Annotated in this window: 13 protein-coding genes; all 13 read right to left on the bottom strand. The window is 67.3% G+C overall.

All coding sequences use genetic code 11. The features are described from left to right. Complete coding sequence (gene lpxA / locus VF168_11635) at positions 1 to 780, bottom strand: acyl-ACP--UDP-N-acetylglucosamine O-acyltransferase (protein ID HEX7004825.1); 780 nt, start codon at positions 778 to 780, stop codon at positions 1 to 3. Next, positions 777 to 1,196 carry a 3-hydroxyacyl-ACP dehydratase FabZ gene (gene fabZ, locus VF168_11630; protein HEX7004824.1) on the bottom strand — a complete coding sequence of 140 codons (420 nt, stop codon included), beginning with the start codon at positions 1,194 to 1,196 and terminating at the stop codon, positions 777 to 779. The genes lpxA and fabZ overlap by 4 nt, the downstream gene beginning before the upstream one ends. Before the next feature lie 18 nt (positions 1,197 to 1,214). Beyond that, entirely contained in the window at positions 1,215 to 2,171 is a 957-nt protein-coding gene (locus VF168_11625; protein ID HEX7004823.1) for a Gfo/Idh/MocA family oxidoreductase, read from the bottom strand. Then, entirely contained in the window at positions 2,168 to 2,938 is a 771-nt protein-coding gene (locus VF168_11620; GenBank protein HEX7004822.1) for a UDP-3-O-acyl-N-acetylglucosamine deacetylase, read from the bottom strand. Before VF168_11620 ends, VF168_11625 begins: the two co-directional genes overlap by 4 nt. Then, on the bottom strand, positions 2,935 to 3,960 hold the full coding sequence (gene lpxD / locus VF168_11615; GenBank protein ID HEX7004821.1) for a UDP-3-O-(3-hydroxymyristoyl)glucosamine N-acyltransferase: 1,026 nt from the start codon (positions 3,958 to 3,960) through the stop codon (positions 2,935 to 2,937). Before lpxD ends, VF168_11620 begins: the two co-directional genes overlap by 4 nt. A gap of 4 nt (positions 3,961 to 3,964) precedes the next feature. Beyond that, positions 3,965 to 4,999 carry a rod shape-determining protein gene (locus tag VF168_11610; protein ID HEX7004820.1) on the bottom strand — a complete coding sequence of 345 codons (1,035 nt, stop codon included), beginning with the start codon at positions 4,997 to 4,999 and terminating at the stop codon, positions 3,965 to 3,967. A 163-nt stretch (positions 5,000 to 5,162) separates the two neighbouring features. Beyond that, positions 5,163 to 5,720: a tRNA (adenosine(37)-N6)-threonylcarbamoyltransferase complex dimerization subunit type 1 TsaB gene (tsaB, locus tag VF168_11605; protein ID HEX7004819.1), complete on the bottom strand. Its 558-nt coding sequence runs from the start codon at positions 5,718 to 5,720 to the stop codon at positions 5,163 to 5,165. 71 nt (positions 5,721 to 5,791) lie between these two features. Then, positions 5,792 to 6,208 (bottom strand): tRNA (adenosine(37)-N6)-threonylcarbamoyltransferase complex ATPase subunit type 1 TsaE, encoded by a 417-nt coding sequence (gene tsaE / locus VF168_11600; protein ID HEX7004818.1) that lies wholly within the window; start codon positions 6,206 to 6,208, stop codon positions 5,792 to 5,794. Then, positions 6,186 to 8,951: a hypothetical protein gene (locus VF168_11595; GenBank protein HEX7004817.1), complete on the bottom strand. Its 2,766-nt coding sequence runs from the start codon at positions 8,949 to 8,951 to the stop codon at positions 6,186 to 6,188. The genes tsaE and VF168_11595 overlap by 23 nt, the downstream gene beginning before the upstream one ends. A 187-nt stretch (positions 8,952 to 9,138) precedes the next feature. Further along, the gene (locus VF168_11590) at positions 9,139 to 11,106 is read right to left on the bottom strand and encodes a hypothetical protein (GenBank protein ID HEX7004816.1); all 1,968 of its coding nucleotides are present in this window, start codon (positions 11,104 to 11,106) and stop codon (positions 9,139 to 9,141) included. After that, on the bottom strand, positions 11,103 to 12,002 hold the full coding sequence (locus VF168_11585) for a hypothetical protein (GenBank protein HEX7004815.1): 900 nt from the start codon (positions 12,000 to 12,002) through the stop codon (positions 11,103 to 11,105). The genes VF168_11590 and VF168_11585 overlap by 4 nt, the downstream gene beginning before the upstream one ends. Before the next feature lie 166 nt (positions 12,003 to 12,168). Further along, the gene (locus tag VF168_11580; GenBank protein HEX7004814.1) at positions 12,169 to 13,125 is read right to left on the bottom strand and encodes a hypothetical protein; all 957 of its coding nucleotides are present in this window, start codon (positions 13,123 to 13,125) and stop codon (positions 12,169 to 12,171) included. A gap of 138 nt (positions 13,126 to 13,263) precedes the next feature. Continuing rightward, entirely contained in the window at positions 13,264 to 13,746 is a 483-nt protein-coding gene (locus VF168_11575) for an EVE domain-containing protein (GenBank protein ID HEX7004813.1), read from the bottom strand. Between the last annotated feature and the right edge of the window lie 18 nt (positions 13,747 to 13,764).

Raw genomic sequence — 13,764 nt, 5'->3', positions numbered from 1 at the left:
TCAGTCGCCCTTCTGGAAGCGCGCCACGCCCCGCCGGCTCTCTTCGATGAACTCCGCCATCAGGCGCACGTCGCTGCTCGTCGACGCCAGCTGCGCGAAAGTTTCGCGGTCGCGATGGCGTAGCGCTCGCACCGCCCGCTCGAGCAGCCTGTACCGTTCGCCCTCTATGCCGTTGCGTTGCAGCCCCACCTTGTTCAAACGGAAGTGCCTGGCAGGGTTGCCGCGGGCCATGACGAACGGAAGGAAATCCTGGTTGCCTGCGGAGCCTGCCCCGAACATAGCGAAGTCGCCGATCCGGCAGTACTGGTGGAGGATGGAGTTGGAGCCGATAGTTACTCGGTCGCCGATCCGGCAGTGCCCGCCGAGCTGTACCGAGGTGGTCAGCACACACTTCCTGCCCACCTGAACGTTGTGCGACACGTGTGTGTAGGTCATGACCAGGGTTCCGTCGCCGATCGTCGTCTGTTCCCCCTCGCCGGTCGCCCGGTGCACCGTGACGAACTCGCGAAGCACCACCCCGTCGCCCAGCACGGCCAACGAGGCTTCTCCCCTGAAGGCGCTGTCCATCGGCTCGCCACCCACGACGGCGTAGGGACCCACCAGGCAGTGCCCACCCAAGCGGGACCCGGAGTGCAGTACGCTGCCGGTTCGGATCCGCGAGCCGGGACCCACGACTACATCGGCCTCGATCACGACGAAGGGGCCCACCTCGACGTCGTCGGCGATTCGTGCTGCCGGGCTGACCACGGCGCTCGGGTCTACCGAGATCCTTACCGTCATCTGGCGAAGACGAAGGAGAGGGTAGCCTCTGCCGCTACCTCATCCTCCACGAGCGCCTTGGCGCTCACCTTGCACAGTCCGCGCCGGAAGAGCAGGATCTCGCCCGTGAGCCGCAGCCTGTCCCCGGGAACCACCTTCCGCCGGAACTTCGCCCCGTCCACAGCGGCCAGGTAACCGATCTGACCGTCCTGCTGCCCCTCACGAACCGCCAGCCCAACGGCGGCCGCCTGCGCCAACGCCTCGATTATCATCACGCCCGGCATCACCGGCTCCTCGGGGAAGTGCCCCTGGAAGAACGGCTCGTTGTGGGAGACGCTCTTGACGCATTCGAACGAATCACCCTCCTGGGAGATGAAGGCGTCCACCATGAGGAACGGGTAGCGATGGGGGAGGATGGCGCGGATGTCGACCGACATGGCAGCAGTGTAAGGCGTCTAGACGAGCACCGGTCGGCGCAATTCCATGGAGGAGAGCAGCCTGGTCGCCAGTTCCAGCGAGCGGATGTCGTCCTCGAGCGTGCCGATCGGTTCAGCGGCGCGGTTGATGCGAGCCAGGAAGTGCTCGAGCTCCATACGCAGCGGGTTGTCTTCCTGAACGGTGTGACGGTCTATCCGGGCACCGTGGCCGTTCGCCGACTGCATGTTGTAGACGGTGACCTCGGTGTGTGGCTCCCGCGCGAAATCGAGCCTCATCGTCTGCTTCGGCTCGCTGACAACCAGACTGCGTTCCTGGTCCGGCGCCACGCGGCTGGCCAACAGCCTGGCGATGCAGCCCGAGTCGAAAACGATCTGTGCGGCTGCAACGTCTTCGAAGGGGCTTCCGTTGAGCATGTGCCCTGCTACCGAGACGCTCTGCACCGGCCCTTTGACGATCCTCAGGATGATGTCGATGTCGTGGATCATCAGATCGAGGATGACCCCCACGTCCTTGATACGGGCCGACGGAGTCAGCCGGCGAGCCTCGATGAGGTAGGGGTTCTTGACCTGGTCCGAGAGTTCGTGCACCGCCCGGTAGAAGCGGGTGATGTGACCGACCTGCAGTATCCTGCCCAGGCCATGGCTCAGCTCCATCAGGCTGAGCGCCTGTTGCACGTCGGTCGCTACCGGCTTCTCTACGAGTACGTGGACCCCGGCCTCGAGGAGTGCACGCGAGAGGTGGTAGTGCAGGGCAGTGGGAGCGGCCACGGAGGCGGCGTCGACCTGGACGCCGGCCAGCATCGCCGGGACGTCGGGGAAGCAGAGGCAGCCGAAGCTCGTTGCCACCTCGGCGCGACGGTCGGGATCGGGATCGACGAGAGCTACCAGTTCCGCCTGCGGAAGCGAGGCGTAGATCGCCGCATGATACTTGCCCATCACGCCTGCTCCCACCACCGCGACCTTCAGAGGTCTCACGTCGCAGCTTTCATGGTCGGGTGGCGGAGGAGGTGGCGCATAAGGTTCACGTGAGCTCGGTGCGAGCCGCGCTTCACGCGGATCGCGGCTTGTAGGGGCCGACCGAGCAAGGCCAGATCGCCGAGCAGATCGAGGGCCTTGTGCCGGACCGGCTCGTCCGGGTGACGGAGCGGCCCGATCGGCCCATCGTCATCAAAGACAATAGCATTTTCGGTGGCAGCGCCAAAAGCCAAGCCCATCGCGTTCAACTGCTCCAGTTCGGCCAGGAATCCGAAAGTTCGGGCGGCCAGCAACTCATGCCACTCGTTGCGACGCCCGCTCCACCGTTGGGCGCCTATGGCCGGATGGGCGTAGTCGACGATGACGTCGATCGACGACTCCCCGGGGGTTACCAGGACCTCCAGTTCGGGCAGGTCGACCGGCTCCTCCACTGAAAGCGGAGGCGGGGGAGGAGCCGGTTGCCCGAGGACAGCGAGTGCCTCGGACCAGGGGAGGGCCGAGCCGTCGAGGATCGGCAGCTCTTCACCCTCGACTTCGATCAGCACGTCGCGCCAGAAACCGGCGATGTGGAGCGCGGCCAGGAGGTGCTCGACCAGTGCCACTCTGGCCCCGTCCGCTGCGAGGGTCACGCACCTGTCGGTCGAAACGACGTGCTCGACCAGGGCGGGGATCTCGGTGCTACCCTGCCGGAAGCGGATCGGGCCGGGCTCCCGGTGCAACCGAACCCGGCTGGTGCGGCCGCTGTGGATGCCGACGCCGCTTATCACTCGGCCGCCCCGCTCTCGCGTTCTCTCACGAAGCGCCAGATTCGCTCCAGCTTGCCCACCAGATACGACTCACGTACGAACCTCCGGTACGGCTGCGCGGGGAACCCCATCCAGGTGTCTCCCGGCGGGACACTCTTGATGACACCGGCTCGCGGCCCCAGGGTCGCGTCGTCGCCGATCGTGAGGTGGTCACCGACACCCACCGCCCCAGCCATCGTGACCCTGTCTCCGACCCGCGTGGAGCCGGCTATCCCGGTCTGTCCCGCGATGAGGCAGTCGCTGCCGATGGTCACGTTGTGGGCGATCTGGCAGAGGTTGTCGATCTTGGTGCGGGCGCCGATCACCGTGTCACTCAGGGTGCCACGGTCGACGCAGCTGTTGGCACCGATCTCGACGTCGTCGCCGATGACCACCCCGCCCAGGTGGTGGAGCTTCACCGCGCCCTGAGTCGAGGGCTCGTAACCGAAGCCGTCGCTGCCGATGACCGCGCCGCTGTGCACGATCACTCGGTCACCGAGCCGTACGCCGTCCAGCAGGGTGCTACGTGGGTGAAGCCGGCACGCCTCGCCGAGGATCGCCCCGGGACCGACCACCGCCCCCTCGCCGATGACGCTGCCGCGACCGACCACCGCCCCGTCGCCCACGATGGCACCAGCCCCGACTCGAACGCCGTCACCCAGGCTGGCCGTTGGGGCGACGATCGCCTGCGGGTGGATGCCGGGTGCCGGCAGTGGTCTTTCGTCGAAGATTCCGGTGAGCTGGGCGAGGGCGAGCCGTGGCTGCTGAACTGTTATCAGCGAGTCGAGCGCAGGGGGGCGTTGGGCGCCCGATGGAGCGACCACGACCGCTGCCTGCCACCGAGCGAGCTGCTCGAGCCGCCGCGCCAGCGACTCATCGCTGGTGAGCACCACCACCGCCCCAGCGCATCCCGGGCCGGGAACCGCCAATCGCTGTACGGTCGAGTCGCTGCCTTCCAGCCTGCCCCCCAGTCTGGTCGCAAGCTCGGCGGCGGTCAGGCCCATCCGCTCAGCGTCGCAGGAAGTTGTCGGATATGAGTGCGTCCTGGAGCACGGGTATCATATCGAGCGCCTGACCGGTGCCCAGCGCCACCGCATCGATGGCGTTGTCGGCCACCGCCACCGGGATACCGGTAGATTGACGCAGCAGCTCGTCGAAGTTGCGCAGCAGCGAACCGCCACCGGTCATGATGATGCCGCGGTCGATGACGTCGCTCACGAGTTCCGGCGGGGCAAGCTCCAGCACACGGCGGACCCCGTCGGAGATCTTCTGCAGCGGTTCCTGGAGCGCTTCGACCGTGTCCTCGGTCGTCACCTTGATGGTCTTGGGCAGGCCGTTGATGAGGTCCCGGCCACGCACCTCCATCTCGCGTATGTCATCAGCACCGCGCACTACCGCGGCGCCCACCTTCATCTTCACGTCCTCGGCGGTGCGGTCGCCGATGAGCATGTTCTCCTTGTGGCGTATATAGCGGATGATCGCCTCGTCGAACTCGTTGCCGGCGATCCTCAGCGATTCCGATACGACGATGCCGCCCAGGCTGATGATGGCCACGTCGGTGGTACCGCCGCCGATGTCCACGATCATCGAGCCGGTCGGTTCGGCGATTCGAACGCCCGCGCCGATGGCTGCGGCCAGCGGCTCCTCGATGAGGAAGGCCTTGCGGGCTCCCACCTCGCGAGTGGCCTGGAGGACGGCCCGCCTCTCGACCTCGGTGACTCCGGACGGGACGCACACCATGATGTGGGGTTTGAAGAGACGACCGGGACCGGTGATGACCTTGCGGACGAACGCCTTGAGCATCTTCTCGGTGAGGTCGTAGTCGGCGATGACCCCGTCGCGCATGGGACGCACCGCGACGATGTTGCCGGGCGTGCGGCCCAGCATCCGGTAAGCCTCGTCACCCACCGCCTTCATGTCGCCGGTGTCGCGCACCATGGCGATCACCGACGGTTCGCGAAGGCGGATCCCTTTGCCTTTCTGATATATGAGGACGGTGGCCGTCCCGAGGTCCACGCCGATTTCCTGCCAGGGTCTCAACATCGTTACTCCATCACGCGCCGCGCTTTCGCGACCGGCATCAAGGGGGCGGGCCGGGGCGTCGAGCCTCCGGGTCCGAGGCAACAATCAGCGCAGTATAACGTCGTGGGGCGGCCTCGCACGATAGGAAGTTCGCTACTCGGCACGCCCCCGTCGAGCCCTTCCGCTACAGGTAGAGGGGCCGGTAGGGGACTCCCGAGTTCGCCTGCCTGGCCACGTAACCGGGGTCCGGCGGTACGTCCAGGAGGAAGCGGATGCCGCGGTGCCGCGATCTGGTCTCGAGCAGAGGCGCCTTGTGGGGCGCCTCGAGGGTGAATACCTCGTCCCCGTGCCTGCGGTAGCGGCCCAGATAGGCGTTGCCCCTCCGTGCATCGATCGCTACCACCCCCTCCTCACCTTCGTCGAGCCCCCTGAAGGCCATCGCCGCCAGAGTGTCTACGCCGGCCAGGGGCACGCCCAGGGCACTGGCGAGTCCTTTGGCCGCCGCCCCGCCGACGCGTAGACCGGTGTAGGACCCGGGTCCTCCACCCGCCGCTATCGCCGTGAGTTCGCGGCGGGAACGGCCGGCCCGCTCGAGGACCCCTTCCAGAGTGGCAACGAAGCGAACGGCGTGTCGCCGGTCGACTCGTTCGACAGACTCCGCCAGGAGTCCGCCCTCGGGGGACCAGAGCGCGAGGCAGAGGTAGCTCGTGCTGGTATCTATCCCTAGCCAGGTGTCACTCATGGGCGTGGCTCGTCCCGCCCGAGCGGCCATCCACAGGAGGAGAGGCTGACGGGCTCCATCGCCCGATGAGCTCACTCCCTCGTCTTCGGCGGCTGGAGTTCGACCCTGCGCGTTTCACCGTCGCGCTCGAGTCTAACCAACCACGCCTCGGGATAGTCGTGGGCGAGTGCTTCTCCCCACTCGACGACCACCAGGCGACTTCGGTCCAGGTAGTCGTCGAGCCCGAGAGCGTCGAGCGCCGCTGGGTGCCCCAAGCGGTAGGCGTCGATGTGAACGAGCGGCCCCTCGGGGGTCGGGTACTCGTGGACCAGCGTGTAGGTAGGGCTGGAGACAGCGGCTTCGCTTCCCAGCTCCCGGACGATGCACGCGGTGAGCGTGGTCTTGCCGGCCCCCAGGGGACCCGAGAGGAGCAGGAGAGAGCCCGGCGAGGTTGCCGCCACGAGCTGCCGGGCCAACTCTCGGGTGTCATCCAGCGAATCGAGAACCATCGCTCGTCTTGCCCGGGCCCGTGGCGACTTCGCGTCGCAGTTTGTGGAGCACGCGGCTCATCGCCGAGGACGACTCGAGGAGCACCACGAGCCTGTGACCGTCGAGAAGGCGACTGGTGATGAGCGCCAGGCTGCCCATCTCTACGGTGGCGAGGTGAGGGCTGCCCCGTCCGAGCTCGGCCCCGAGTCGCGCTAGCTGTGTCATGAGTTCGTGGCTGGCTGCCCTGGTCGCGCCAGGTTCGGCGTCGAGCCTGCCCGCCACCAGCCGACCATCTTGGGCCAGCAGCGCGACCGCTCGTACTCCCTCCTCACCCAAGTAGCTACCGACCCAGGCGTCCAGTTTGGGGTTCCCGCTGCGCGCCTCGTACGGCTCCCTGGGCTCCTCGACGATGGGTGGGCCGGCAGTGGCGCTCTCGACGTCGGGGCGAGCGGCGTCCTCGCCCAGGAGGCCCAGCATGTCGTCTATGAAGTTGCCGCTCACCAGTTGGTCGGCGATCGCGCGAGTAGCTTCGTACTCCTGACTCAGTTTCGCCAGCAGCCCCTCGGCGTGCTGCAGCGAGTCCTCGAGCTCCAGCCTGAGGCCCAGGGACACCCGACCCAGCGAGCCCCGCTGGCTGTCGAGGTGCTGCAGGATGCGGCGTACCTCCTCGACGTCTTCGCTGTTGAGCTTCTCCACCCGGGTCAGCTCGGCCAGGGCGCCGTCAAGCCTTCCTTCCATGCTCTCGAGCCGTTGTTCGACGGTAGAGCGAAGCGCCTCGAGCTGCAGCCAGGCGCGACTCAGGATCCCACCCGACCGGGGCTCGAGCGCAGCTTGCTGGAGGAGAGAAGATAGCTCATCGAAGCCCTCGATGCCCAACCCGGCGAAGCGCGTCGCCTCCAGTTCGAGAGTCCGGAGCTCGATCAGCTCCTCCTGCCGACGGCGGTCGTCCGCGCCCCTGAGCGCCCCCTCGATCTCGTGCAGGTTCGGGAAGGCGTTCTGCTCCAGCTGCTCCCTCGCCTGAGCGATCCTCTCGACTGTCGTGACCTCACCGAGCCGCACCGCTTCACGCTCCGCTGCGTCCAGCCTCTCGCCGTACGCCTCTTTGAGCTCGAGGCGAAGAGCCTTCAGGAGCACCTCGACATCGGCGAGCTGGTCGGAGGTTCGGCCGTGCGGCTCCTTCGAGTCGCCGATCGTGGCGAGCTTCTCCGAGATCGAACTCGCCCGTTCACGCATCTCAGGGAGGAGCGGGAGGGCCTCGAATTCAGCCAGTAGCGAGCGCGCGCGACTCCTGGCGGTCTGCTGGCCGCCGCTGGCTTCACCGGCGGCGGCCGCCAGCAGCCGCTCTTCCGAGCGACGCACGGCAGCCAGAAGTTCGGGGACCGGCTCCTGCTGAGCGTGCGCCGCCTGTAACGCCGACAGCCCGTCCTGGAGCGCTTCCACCTGGGCGACAAGGGCCGCATCGTTGCGGTGGAGTTCCAGGGTGGCGTTCATCCGCTCTATCGCCGCCCCCTGTTCGCGAAGTCTGGCCCGGCGCTCGCCTTCGGCGGCTTCCTCCTCGGCCTCGGCCTCGCCTGCCCTGCGGCTGGCGTGGTCGTGGAGGTCCCTTATCCGGCCGATGTCGTGCAGGGCCGGCAGGGTGGACTCGAGGACGCCCCTGGCTACCAGGACCGCCTGGCTCAACTCGGAGGTGTCTACGTGGTGGCGGAAGCGCAGGGCGTCGTCTCCGATCCGCTCCAGTTCTGCCTCGAGTTCTTCGCGAAGCCGGCCGGTGGCGTCCTCGAACTCCTCACGGAGCGCGCTAAGTCGTTCGCCCAACGGCTCGCCGACCTCGAGCGATCCGCGCAGCTCGGCCACCCGGTCGGCGAGCTCGGGCCGATGGTCGAGGAGGTTGCGGTGGGCCGCCTCCAGAGCAGCCAGCTCGTGCTCTTCGCTTTCCAGGTCGATCTGCAGCAGTCGTGCGTGAACTTCCTGTTCGAGGTCGTCCTGGACGACGGTGATCGGTTCCTCGTCGCTCTCGTTGTCGATCTCGATGATCGCACCGTCGTCGGGGGGCGTCTCCTGCCTGGTGGTCAGGACGCTCGACTCGAGGAGTTTGCGCAGGTCGGCGCCGATCCGGCGCGCGCGCTCCACCTCGCCGGAGGCGAGTTGACGCTGCTGCTGCGCTTCGCGCACCTGGCCGAGAAGGTTCTCGAGGCGTCGTAGTTTGGGCCCGCCGAGGGCACGCACGCCGTCGACCATCACCTCCAGCTCGCCGATCTCACGGGCCTGGATCACCAGCTGATCCTCGAGCTTCTGGGTTACGACGCGGAGTTGCTCGCGGGCCTGACGCAGGAGATTGCCTGCTTCGCGCCCTTCGTTCTGCTCCTTCTCGAGCAGTTGGAGTTGGGCTCGGAGCTTCTGCACCTCGGGCCATTCGAAGTAGAGGTTGAAGGGGCGGAGCGCCTCCTTCAGCTCGGCCACCGCCTGCTGCTGGCCCTCGAGCGGAGCGGGTGTCGGAGCGCGGCTCACGCTGCCGTTCCCCTGCTGCTTGAGCCGCTCCAGCAGCTCCGTGATCGTCTGCTTCGCCTGCTCGATCGGCATGGTCACCTGCAACTGCCGGTAGACCTGTCCCTTCAGGATGCGCTCGAGCCCTTGCAGGTCGAGCTCCTCAGGGGTGGCGCCGATATGGGCGAGTCCCTCCTTTAGAGAACGGGACACGACCCGTGGCGACAGTACCGCCTCGAGTTCGGCAACGGCGGCCTGATAGAGCGGCCTCGACGTCATGGCCCGACGCCTTCCGTTTCGCTGCCTGAGCGGGTGCCCCCACCGTTAGTAGAGAGTATGGACAACGTCCCCTTCTCCTCGCATTCACTACTTGCCGGACGGTAGACGGAAGGGCGGTGAAGCCGGGACCGGATCACCGCCGCAGTCCGTCAACCGATCACGGACGGCGCTGCCGAGCCATCCTCGATCAGAACTCCTCGTCCCAGTCCACGACCGTGTCGGCATCGGGCACGACGGCAGTAGAGCGGAGTGTCTGAGAGTCGCTGACCGTGCCCCGTCGACCGCCCAGGAGCCCGAACTGAACGCATATACCGTATAGGCCCGCCACCGCGAAGCCTATGGCTGCTGCGGTGATTGCTACCCAGACAACTTGGGCAATCGGGTTGTGGAACATGGAGAAACCGAGCAGGATGCCCAGTTCGTCGATGCCGCTGTAGTGGGCGGCCACGGCGCCCACCGAGGCGAGACCTTCGTAGATGACCGGCAGGAGCAGGAGGAAGAGCGCGACGCCGATGAGTTGCCAGTTGCGGTTGCCGCCACCGAAGGCCAGGTTGAGCAGGTAGAGCGGTACGACCGCCAGCAGGGCGAGGACGATGAGGGCGGCTACCCGAATCCAGCCGGCCCACATCTTCGTCGCCTCGGTATTGATGATCTGCACGTTGGAGGAGGGTTCGCCTGCGAGCAGATCGGCGATGGCGTCGACCTGGCCGAGGAGCACGAGGGTGTCCTGAGCGCGCAGGACGGGAACGGAAGCGAGCGACTCCACGAGGCCGGCGACCCGGTCGTCGACAGCGGGCGAGATCAGTTCGAGGGCCGGCTGCAGCCGGGTCTCGTAGGCCGTGGAGAAGGTCTCGAGCGCGCTCCTGGCGGTGCTCGCTTCACCGGCCTGCACGGCCGCTACGACCCGGCCCGCCTGCGCGTAGAGGCCGTCGAGCGCCGCGGAGAGGGAGGTGACGCCGCGCCCGTCGAGTCGGGCCGCAACCTCGGCCGCCATCGAAGGAGGCACCCCGGTGGCGATCAGTTCTACCCGCAGCGGCTGGAGGCCGGCTTCAGGCTCTTCGGGCGTGGTCGCTTCTTCTTGGGCCGGAGTCTGCTGCGAAGCGCCTTCGCCAGCCTCGCCTTGCGGTTGCTCCGTCGCCGGTGCTGCCTGGTTCGCCTGCACCTGGCCCAGGGAGACGGCGGGCATCTCTGCCACTTCGGTCGACTTCGGTTCCGCGGTGGCGCTCTCGGCCTGGGCAGCCGGGACCTGCTGTCCCTCGGTGCCTGGCTGGGCGGCGGCGCTCTGCTGGTTCGTGCCGACCTCTGCCGCTGCGCCGCTCTGAGCCGCCGGTCCCTCGGTTTCCTGCTGGCCTGCCTGGGCAACCGGCTGGCCGCCGCTGGGCGCTCCTTCCACAGGCTGTGCGCTGGCTGCCTGGGCGAGCTGCTGGAAGCCTTCGACGAGCGAGGTCAACGAGGTGGCGAGTTCCTCGCTCCGGTTCTCGACGAGGCTGGTCGCCGCGGCGGCGAACTGCTCGTTGAACTGCATCGGGGCGCGGGGTGAATCCTGGATGAGCAGGAAGTCGCCGTAGGCACCAGCCAGGGTGCGGTAGGCAGCGTCCTGGCTCTCCTGGTACTGAGCCTGGGCGGTTTCGAGCTTCCGGCCCACACTGCTGGCCAGCGCCGCCTCGAACAGCCTGCGCACCTCACCGGCGCTCGTCGACTCGGCGATGCCGGCGCTCGTCTCCTCGGTGAAGCCGAGGTCGGCCGCGAGCCGCTGCAGGCGGGCCCGGGCGACGGCCGGTTCACTGCCCAGCCGTGCCAGTGCCGAGTCGAACACGGCCCGTTGGAACCCCCCGCGGATGAGGGCGTTCTGAACGGCGAGGTCGGTGGCGGAGCGGTTCGCTATGGCCGTGCGGGCACGTTCGAACACCCTTTCTAGCGCGGGGATCAGGCTGGGATTGCCGGCTTCCGTCGCGAGGAAGCGGAGGGCTCCGGCGGCGCTGTCGAGTTCGTCTCGGCTGGCGGCGACGTCGCTGTCGAGCAGTCTGACGCTCTCACTGAGGTTGACGAGCGACAGGCCGTAGCGCTCGAGGACCTCATCGCCTTGCGCCTGCGCGCCGATTCCGGCGACGAGCAGCAGCGCGCAAACTAGCAGATGGCGTAGGGCGGGCTTCATAGTTCCTCCTCCAGCGCGAGCGCTGTGAAAGCGGTCATCACTGAGCCGAGATTCAGTTCCGAACCGCCGTAGACGATCAGCAGGTCGGGACCTATGGGAAACAGGAGTAGTTGGCCGAGGGAGTGTCCCAGGTGGATGGAGCGGAGCTCCCCGCCCTTGGCCAGGAGTGCGAGCGAGAGTCGACTGAGTCGTGAGAGCAGTTCCAGATCCAGTCCTTCGCCACGGGAGGCGGGTACCGAGCCGTCGGCTCTGACTGCGGCCACGAGCCGGACGTTGTCTATGAGCGCGAACCGGGTAAGCGCACCGTCGAGCTCGTCATCAGCCAACCTGCGGAGCAGGCGAGGGGTGATCCTCTCTCTCTGCGCAGCGCTCGCCTTCGTTGCGGCTGGCGGCCCGGCATAGGCCTCGAAGGGGCCCTCCGGCACTCTCGCCGTCAGCGGTTCCTCGTTCGCCTGCGGTTCGGCCGCGTAAGCTTCCGAGCCGCCTGCCTGCGGTTCCGCCGCCTGAGCTTCAGGTCCGGCCGCCTGCGGTTCCGCCGCGTGAGCTTCAGGTCCGGCCGGCCGCCCGGCGAGGTCCTCCGTGTGCGCCGAAGGCACTGCATCCAGGCTGAGGTCGGCGGGGATGGAGCCGGTGAGCAGTGCTCTGGCGGTCTCCACCTCGTCCTTCAGGCTCTTCGCGAGCCGCTCGAGGTTGCGCTTGAGGCCGTCTCGCGGCAGAACGGTTTCCAACTCGTGCAACACCGGGCCCAGTAGCGCGCTGCGCATCTGCGACTGGTTGACGTCGTCGGGGTTGTGGCCGCTGCCCTTCAACGCACCTTCGAGTATCCGGTCGGCCGCACGGGACGAGACCATGGTGCTGAGGCCGGCGCGGGTGCGCAGGAAGACCTCATTCGGCACGGGTTCCCCCGGCGCCGCTCCACACTTTCGTCCACATCTCCATGAAGCGTCCCATCTCCGCCACGCAGCCTCCGAGAGGCGGCGGCATGGGCTTCAGGATAGGTTTCGAGCCATCTCCGGCGTGTGAAAAATCCTCGGAGAAGAGCGCCGCAGACGGGAAGAAAGCTCAGTTGTGAGAGAAACTACCCGGGCCGGCCGAAAGCGTCTCGGCGATGCCTCTGGCAATCCTCAGCGCCTCGCGGTAACGCATCCGCGCCGGGCCCACGACCGTAAGCCCGGCATGACCCCTGCCCATACCGAGCCGTGCGCGGATCTGAGCGGTAGCCTCCTCGTGATCGAGTTCCAGGCCGCCCCCGAGCCACTCCTGGGCCGGCGACTCGACCCTTTCCACGACGAGTCGCAAGAACTCGGGGTCGCGCGATTCCGGCTCCGCGAGGAGATTGCGCAGTCCGCCCGAGAAGAGCCGCGGAGGATTCATCTCGGGCCACGCTTCGGCCAATGCCTTCAGCGTGCGGGCCTGCTCTTCGACCTCCCGCTTGGCCAGAGCGGCGAGGGCCGCGGGCATCTCGCCGACGGGGACGGTAAGGCGTCTCAGATTGCTCTCGGCATCGCTGATCACGTGGTCATCGGGCGTCGGATCGAGGTCGACGACGAGCTGGCGCACCAGGCCGTTCTCCAGTACCACCACGGCCAGGAGCCTCGTCGACGAGAGGGCCGAGAGATGGATCTCGATGGCGTGGAGGGAATCGTCGGCGGGGAGGCTCACGACGACGGCGTAACCGGAGAGATCGGCAGCGAGGAGAGCGATCGCTTCGAAGAGAGCGTCGCCATGTTTGCCGCTCAGACGCTCCTCGATGAGCCGCAGCTGTGCCGGAGCGGGGCTCTCCGGTGGCAGCAGGGCCCGGGTGTAGGCGCGGAAACCCAGGGAGGTGGGGATCCTGCCGGCCGAGGTGTGCGGCTGCTGCAGGTACCCCTCCTGTTCGAGGGCCGTGAACTCGTTGCGGATGGTCGCGCTGCTCAGGTTCAGCCGCTCCGCGACCTGAGAGGAGGGCACCGGGTGCGCCGAGTTGATATACGTCTCGGCGACCAGGTCCAGTATCCGGGATCGCCGTTCGTTCAACATGCCTCAATCTACCACCGATGACCGGCAGGAACGTGAAAGATGACGCGGTGCACGTACTTCCCGCTACTTATGCCGGGTCGGAACGGGCTCGACTCAGGGTCCTCGCGGTCGCGGGCCGGCTTGGGCCAGCGTTCTCAGTCAGCCTGCCGCCGGCGCCTCTTTCCGGGCCATCGCCAAGATCTTCCGGTACTCCGGTCCGCTCACCGGCATGACGCTCAGCCGGCTGCCCCTCTGCACCAGTTTGAGGCCGGCGAGCGACGACTCCTCCTTCATCTCGGCCAGGGTCACCGTTCGTGGCAGCGGTTCCACACCGCGAACGTCGACGGTGAACCAGCGGGGCTGCTCCGGCGTCGACTTAGGATCGAAGTAGCGGCTCTTCGGATCGAACTGGCTAGGGTCCGCATAGGGCTCCGAAGCGACCTCCGCTATGCCTACTACGCCCGGCTGGGCGGTGCTGGAGTGGTAGTAGAGGACCTTGTCCCCCACCTTCATGCCGTCCCGGATGAAGTTCCGCGCCTGGTAGTTGCGAACTCCGTCCCAGACCGTCGTACGATCCTTCGCCTTCAGCAGATCGTCGAAGGAGAAGGCTCCCGGTTCACTCTTGATCAGCCATTGACCCATCGCCGGATGATAACAACT

The sequence above is a fragment of the Trueperaceae bacterium genome (assembly GCA_036381595.1).
Classification (GTDB): domain Bacteria; phylum Deinococcota; class Deinococci; order Deinococcales; family Trueperaceae; genus DASVCN01.
This window is presented reverse-complemented; position numbering and strand designations above follow the sequence as displayed.

Coding starts and splice junctions, on each gene's coding strand:
- lpxA (HEX7004825.1), bottom strand. CDS start 780: ATGACGGTAAGGATCTCGGTAGACCCGAGCGCCGTGGTCAGCCCGGCA.
- fabZ (HEX7004824.1), bottom strand. CDS start 1,196: ATGTCGGTCGACATCCGCGCCATCCTCCCCCATCGCTACCCGTTCCTC.
- lpxD (HEX7004821.1), bottom strand. CDS start 3,960: ATGGGCCTGACCGCCGCCGAGCTTGCGACCAGACTGGGGGGCAGGCTG.
- VF168_11610 (HEX7004820.1), bottom strand. CDS start 4,999: ATGTTGAGACCCTGGCAGGAAATCGGCGTGGACCTCGGGACGGCCACC.
- tsaB (HEX7004819.1), bottom strand. CDS start 5,720: ATGAGTGACACCTGGCTAGGGATAGATACCAGCACGAGCTACCTCTGC.
- tsaE (HEX7004818.1), bottom strand. CDS start 6,208: ATGGTTCTCGATTCGCTGGATGACACCCGAGAGTTGGCCCGGCAGCTC.
- VF168_11595 (HEX7004817.1), bottom strand. CDS start 8,951: ATGACGTCGAGGCCGCTCTATCAGGCCGCCGTTGCCGAACTCGAGGCG.
- VF168_11590 (HEX7004816.1), bottom strand. CDS start 11,106: ATGAAGCCCGCCCTACGCCATCTGCTAGTTTGCGCGCTGCTGCTCGTC.
- VF168_11580 (HEX7004814.1), bottom strand. CDS start 13,125: ATGTTGAACGAACGGCGATCCCGGATACTGGACCTGGTCGCCGAGACG.
- VF168_11575 (HEX7004813.1), bottom strand. CDS start 13,746: ATGGGTCAATGGCTGATCAAGAGTGAACCGGGAGCCTTCTCCTTCGAC.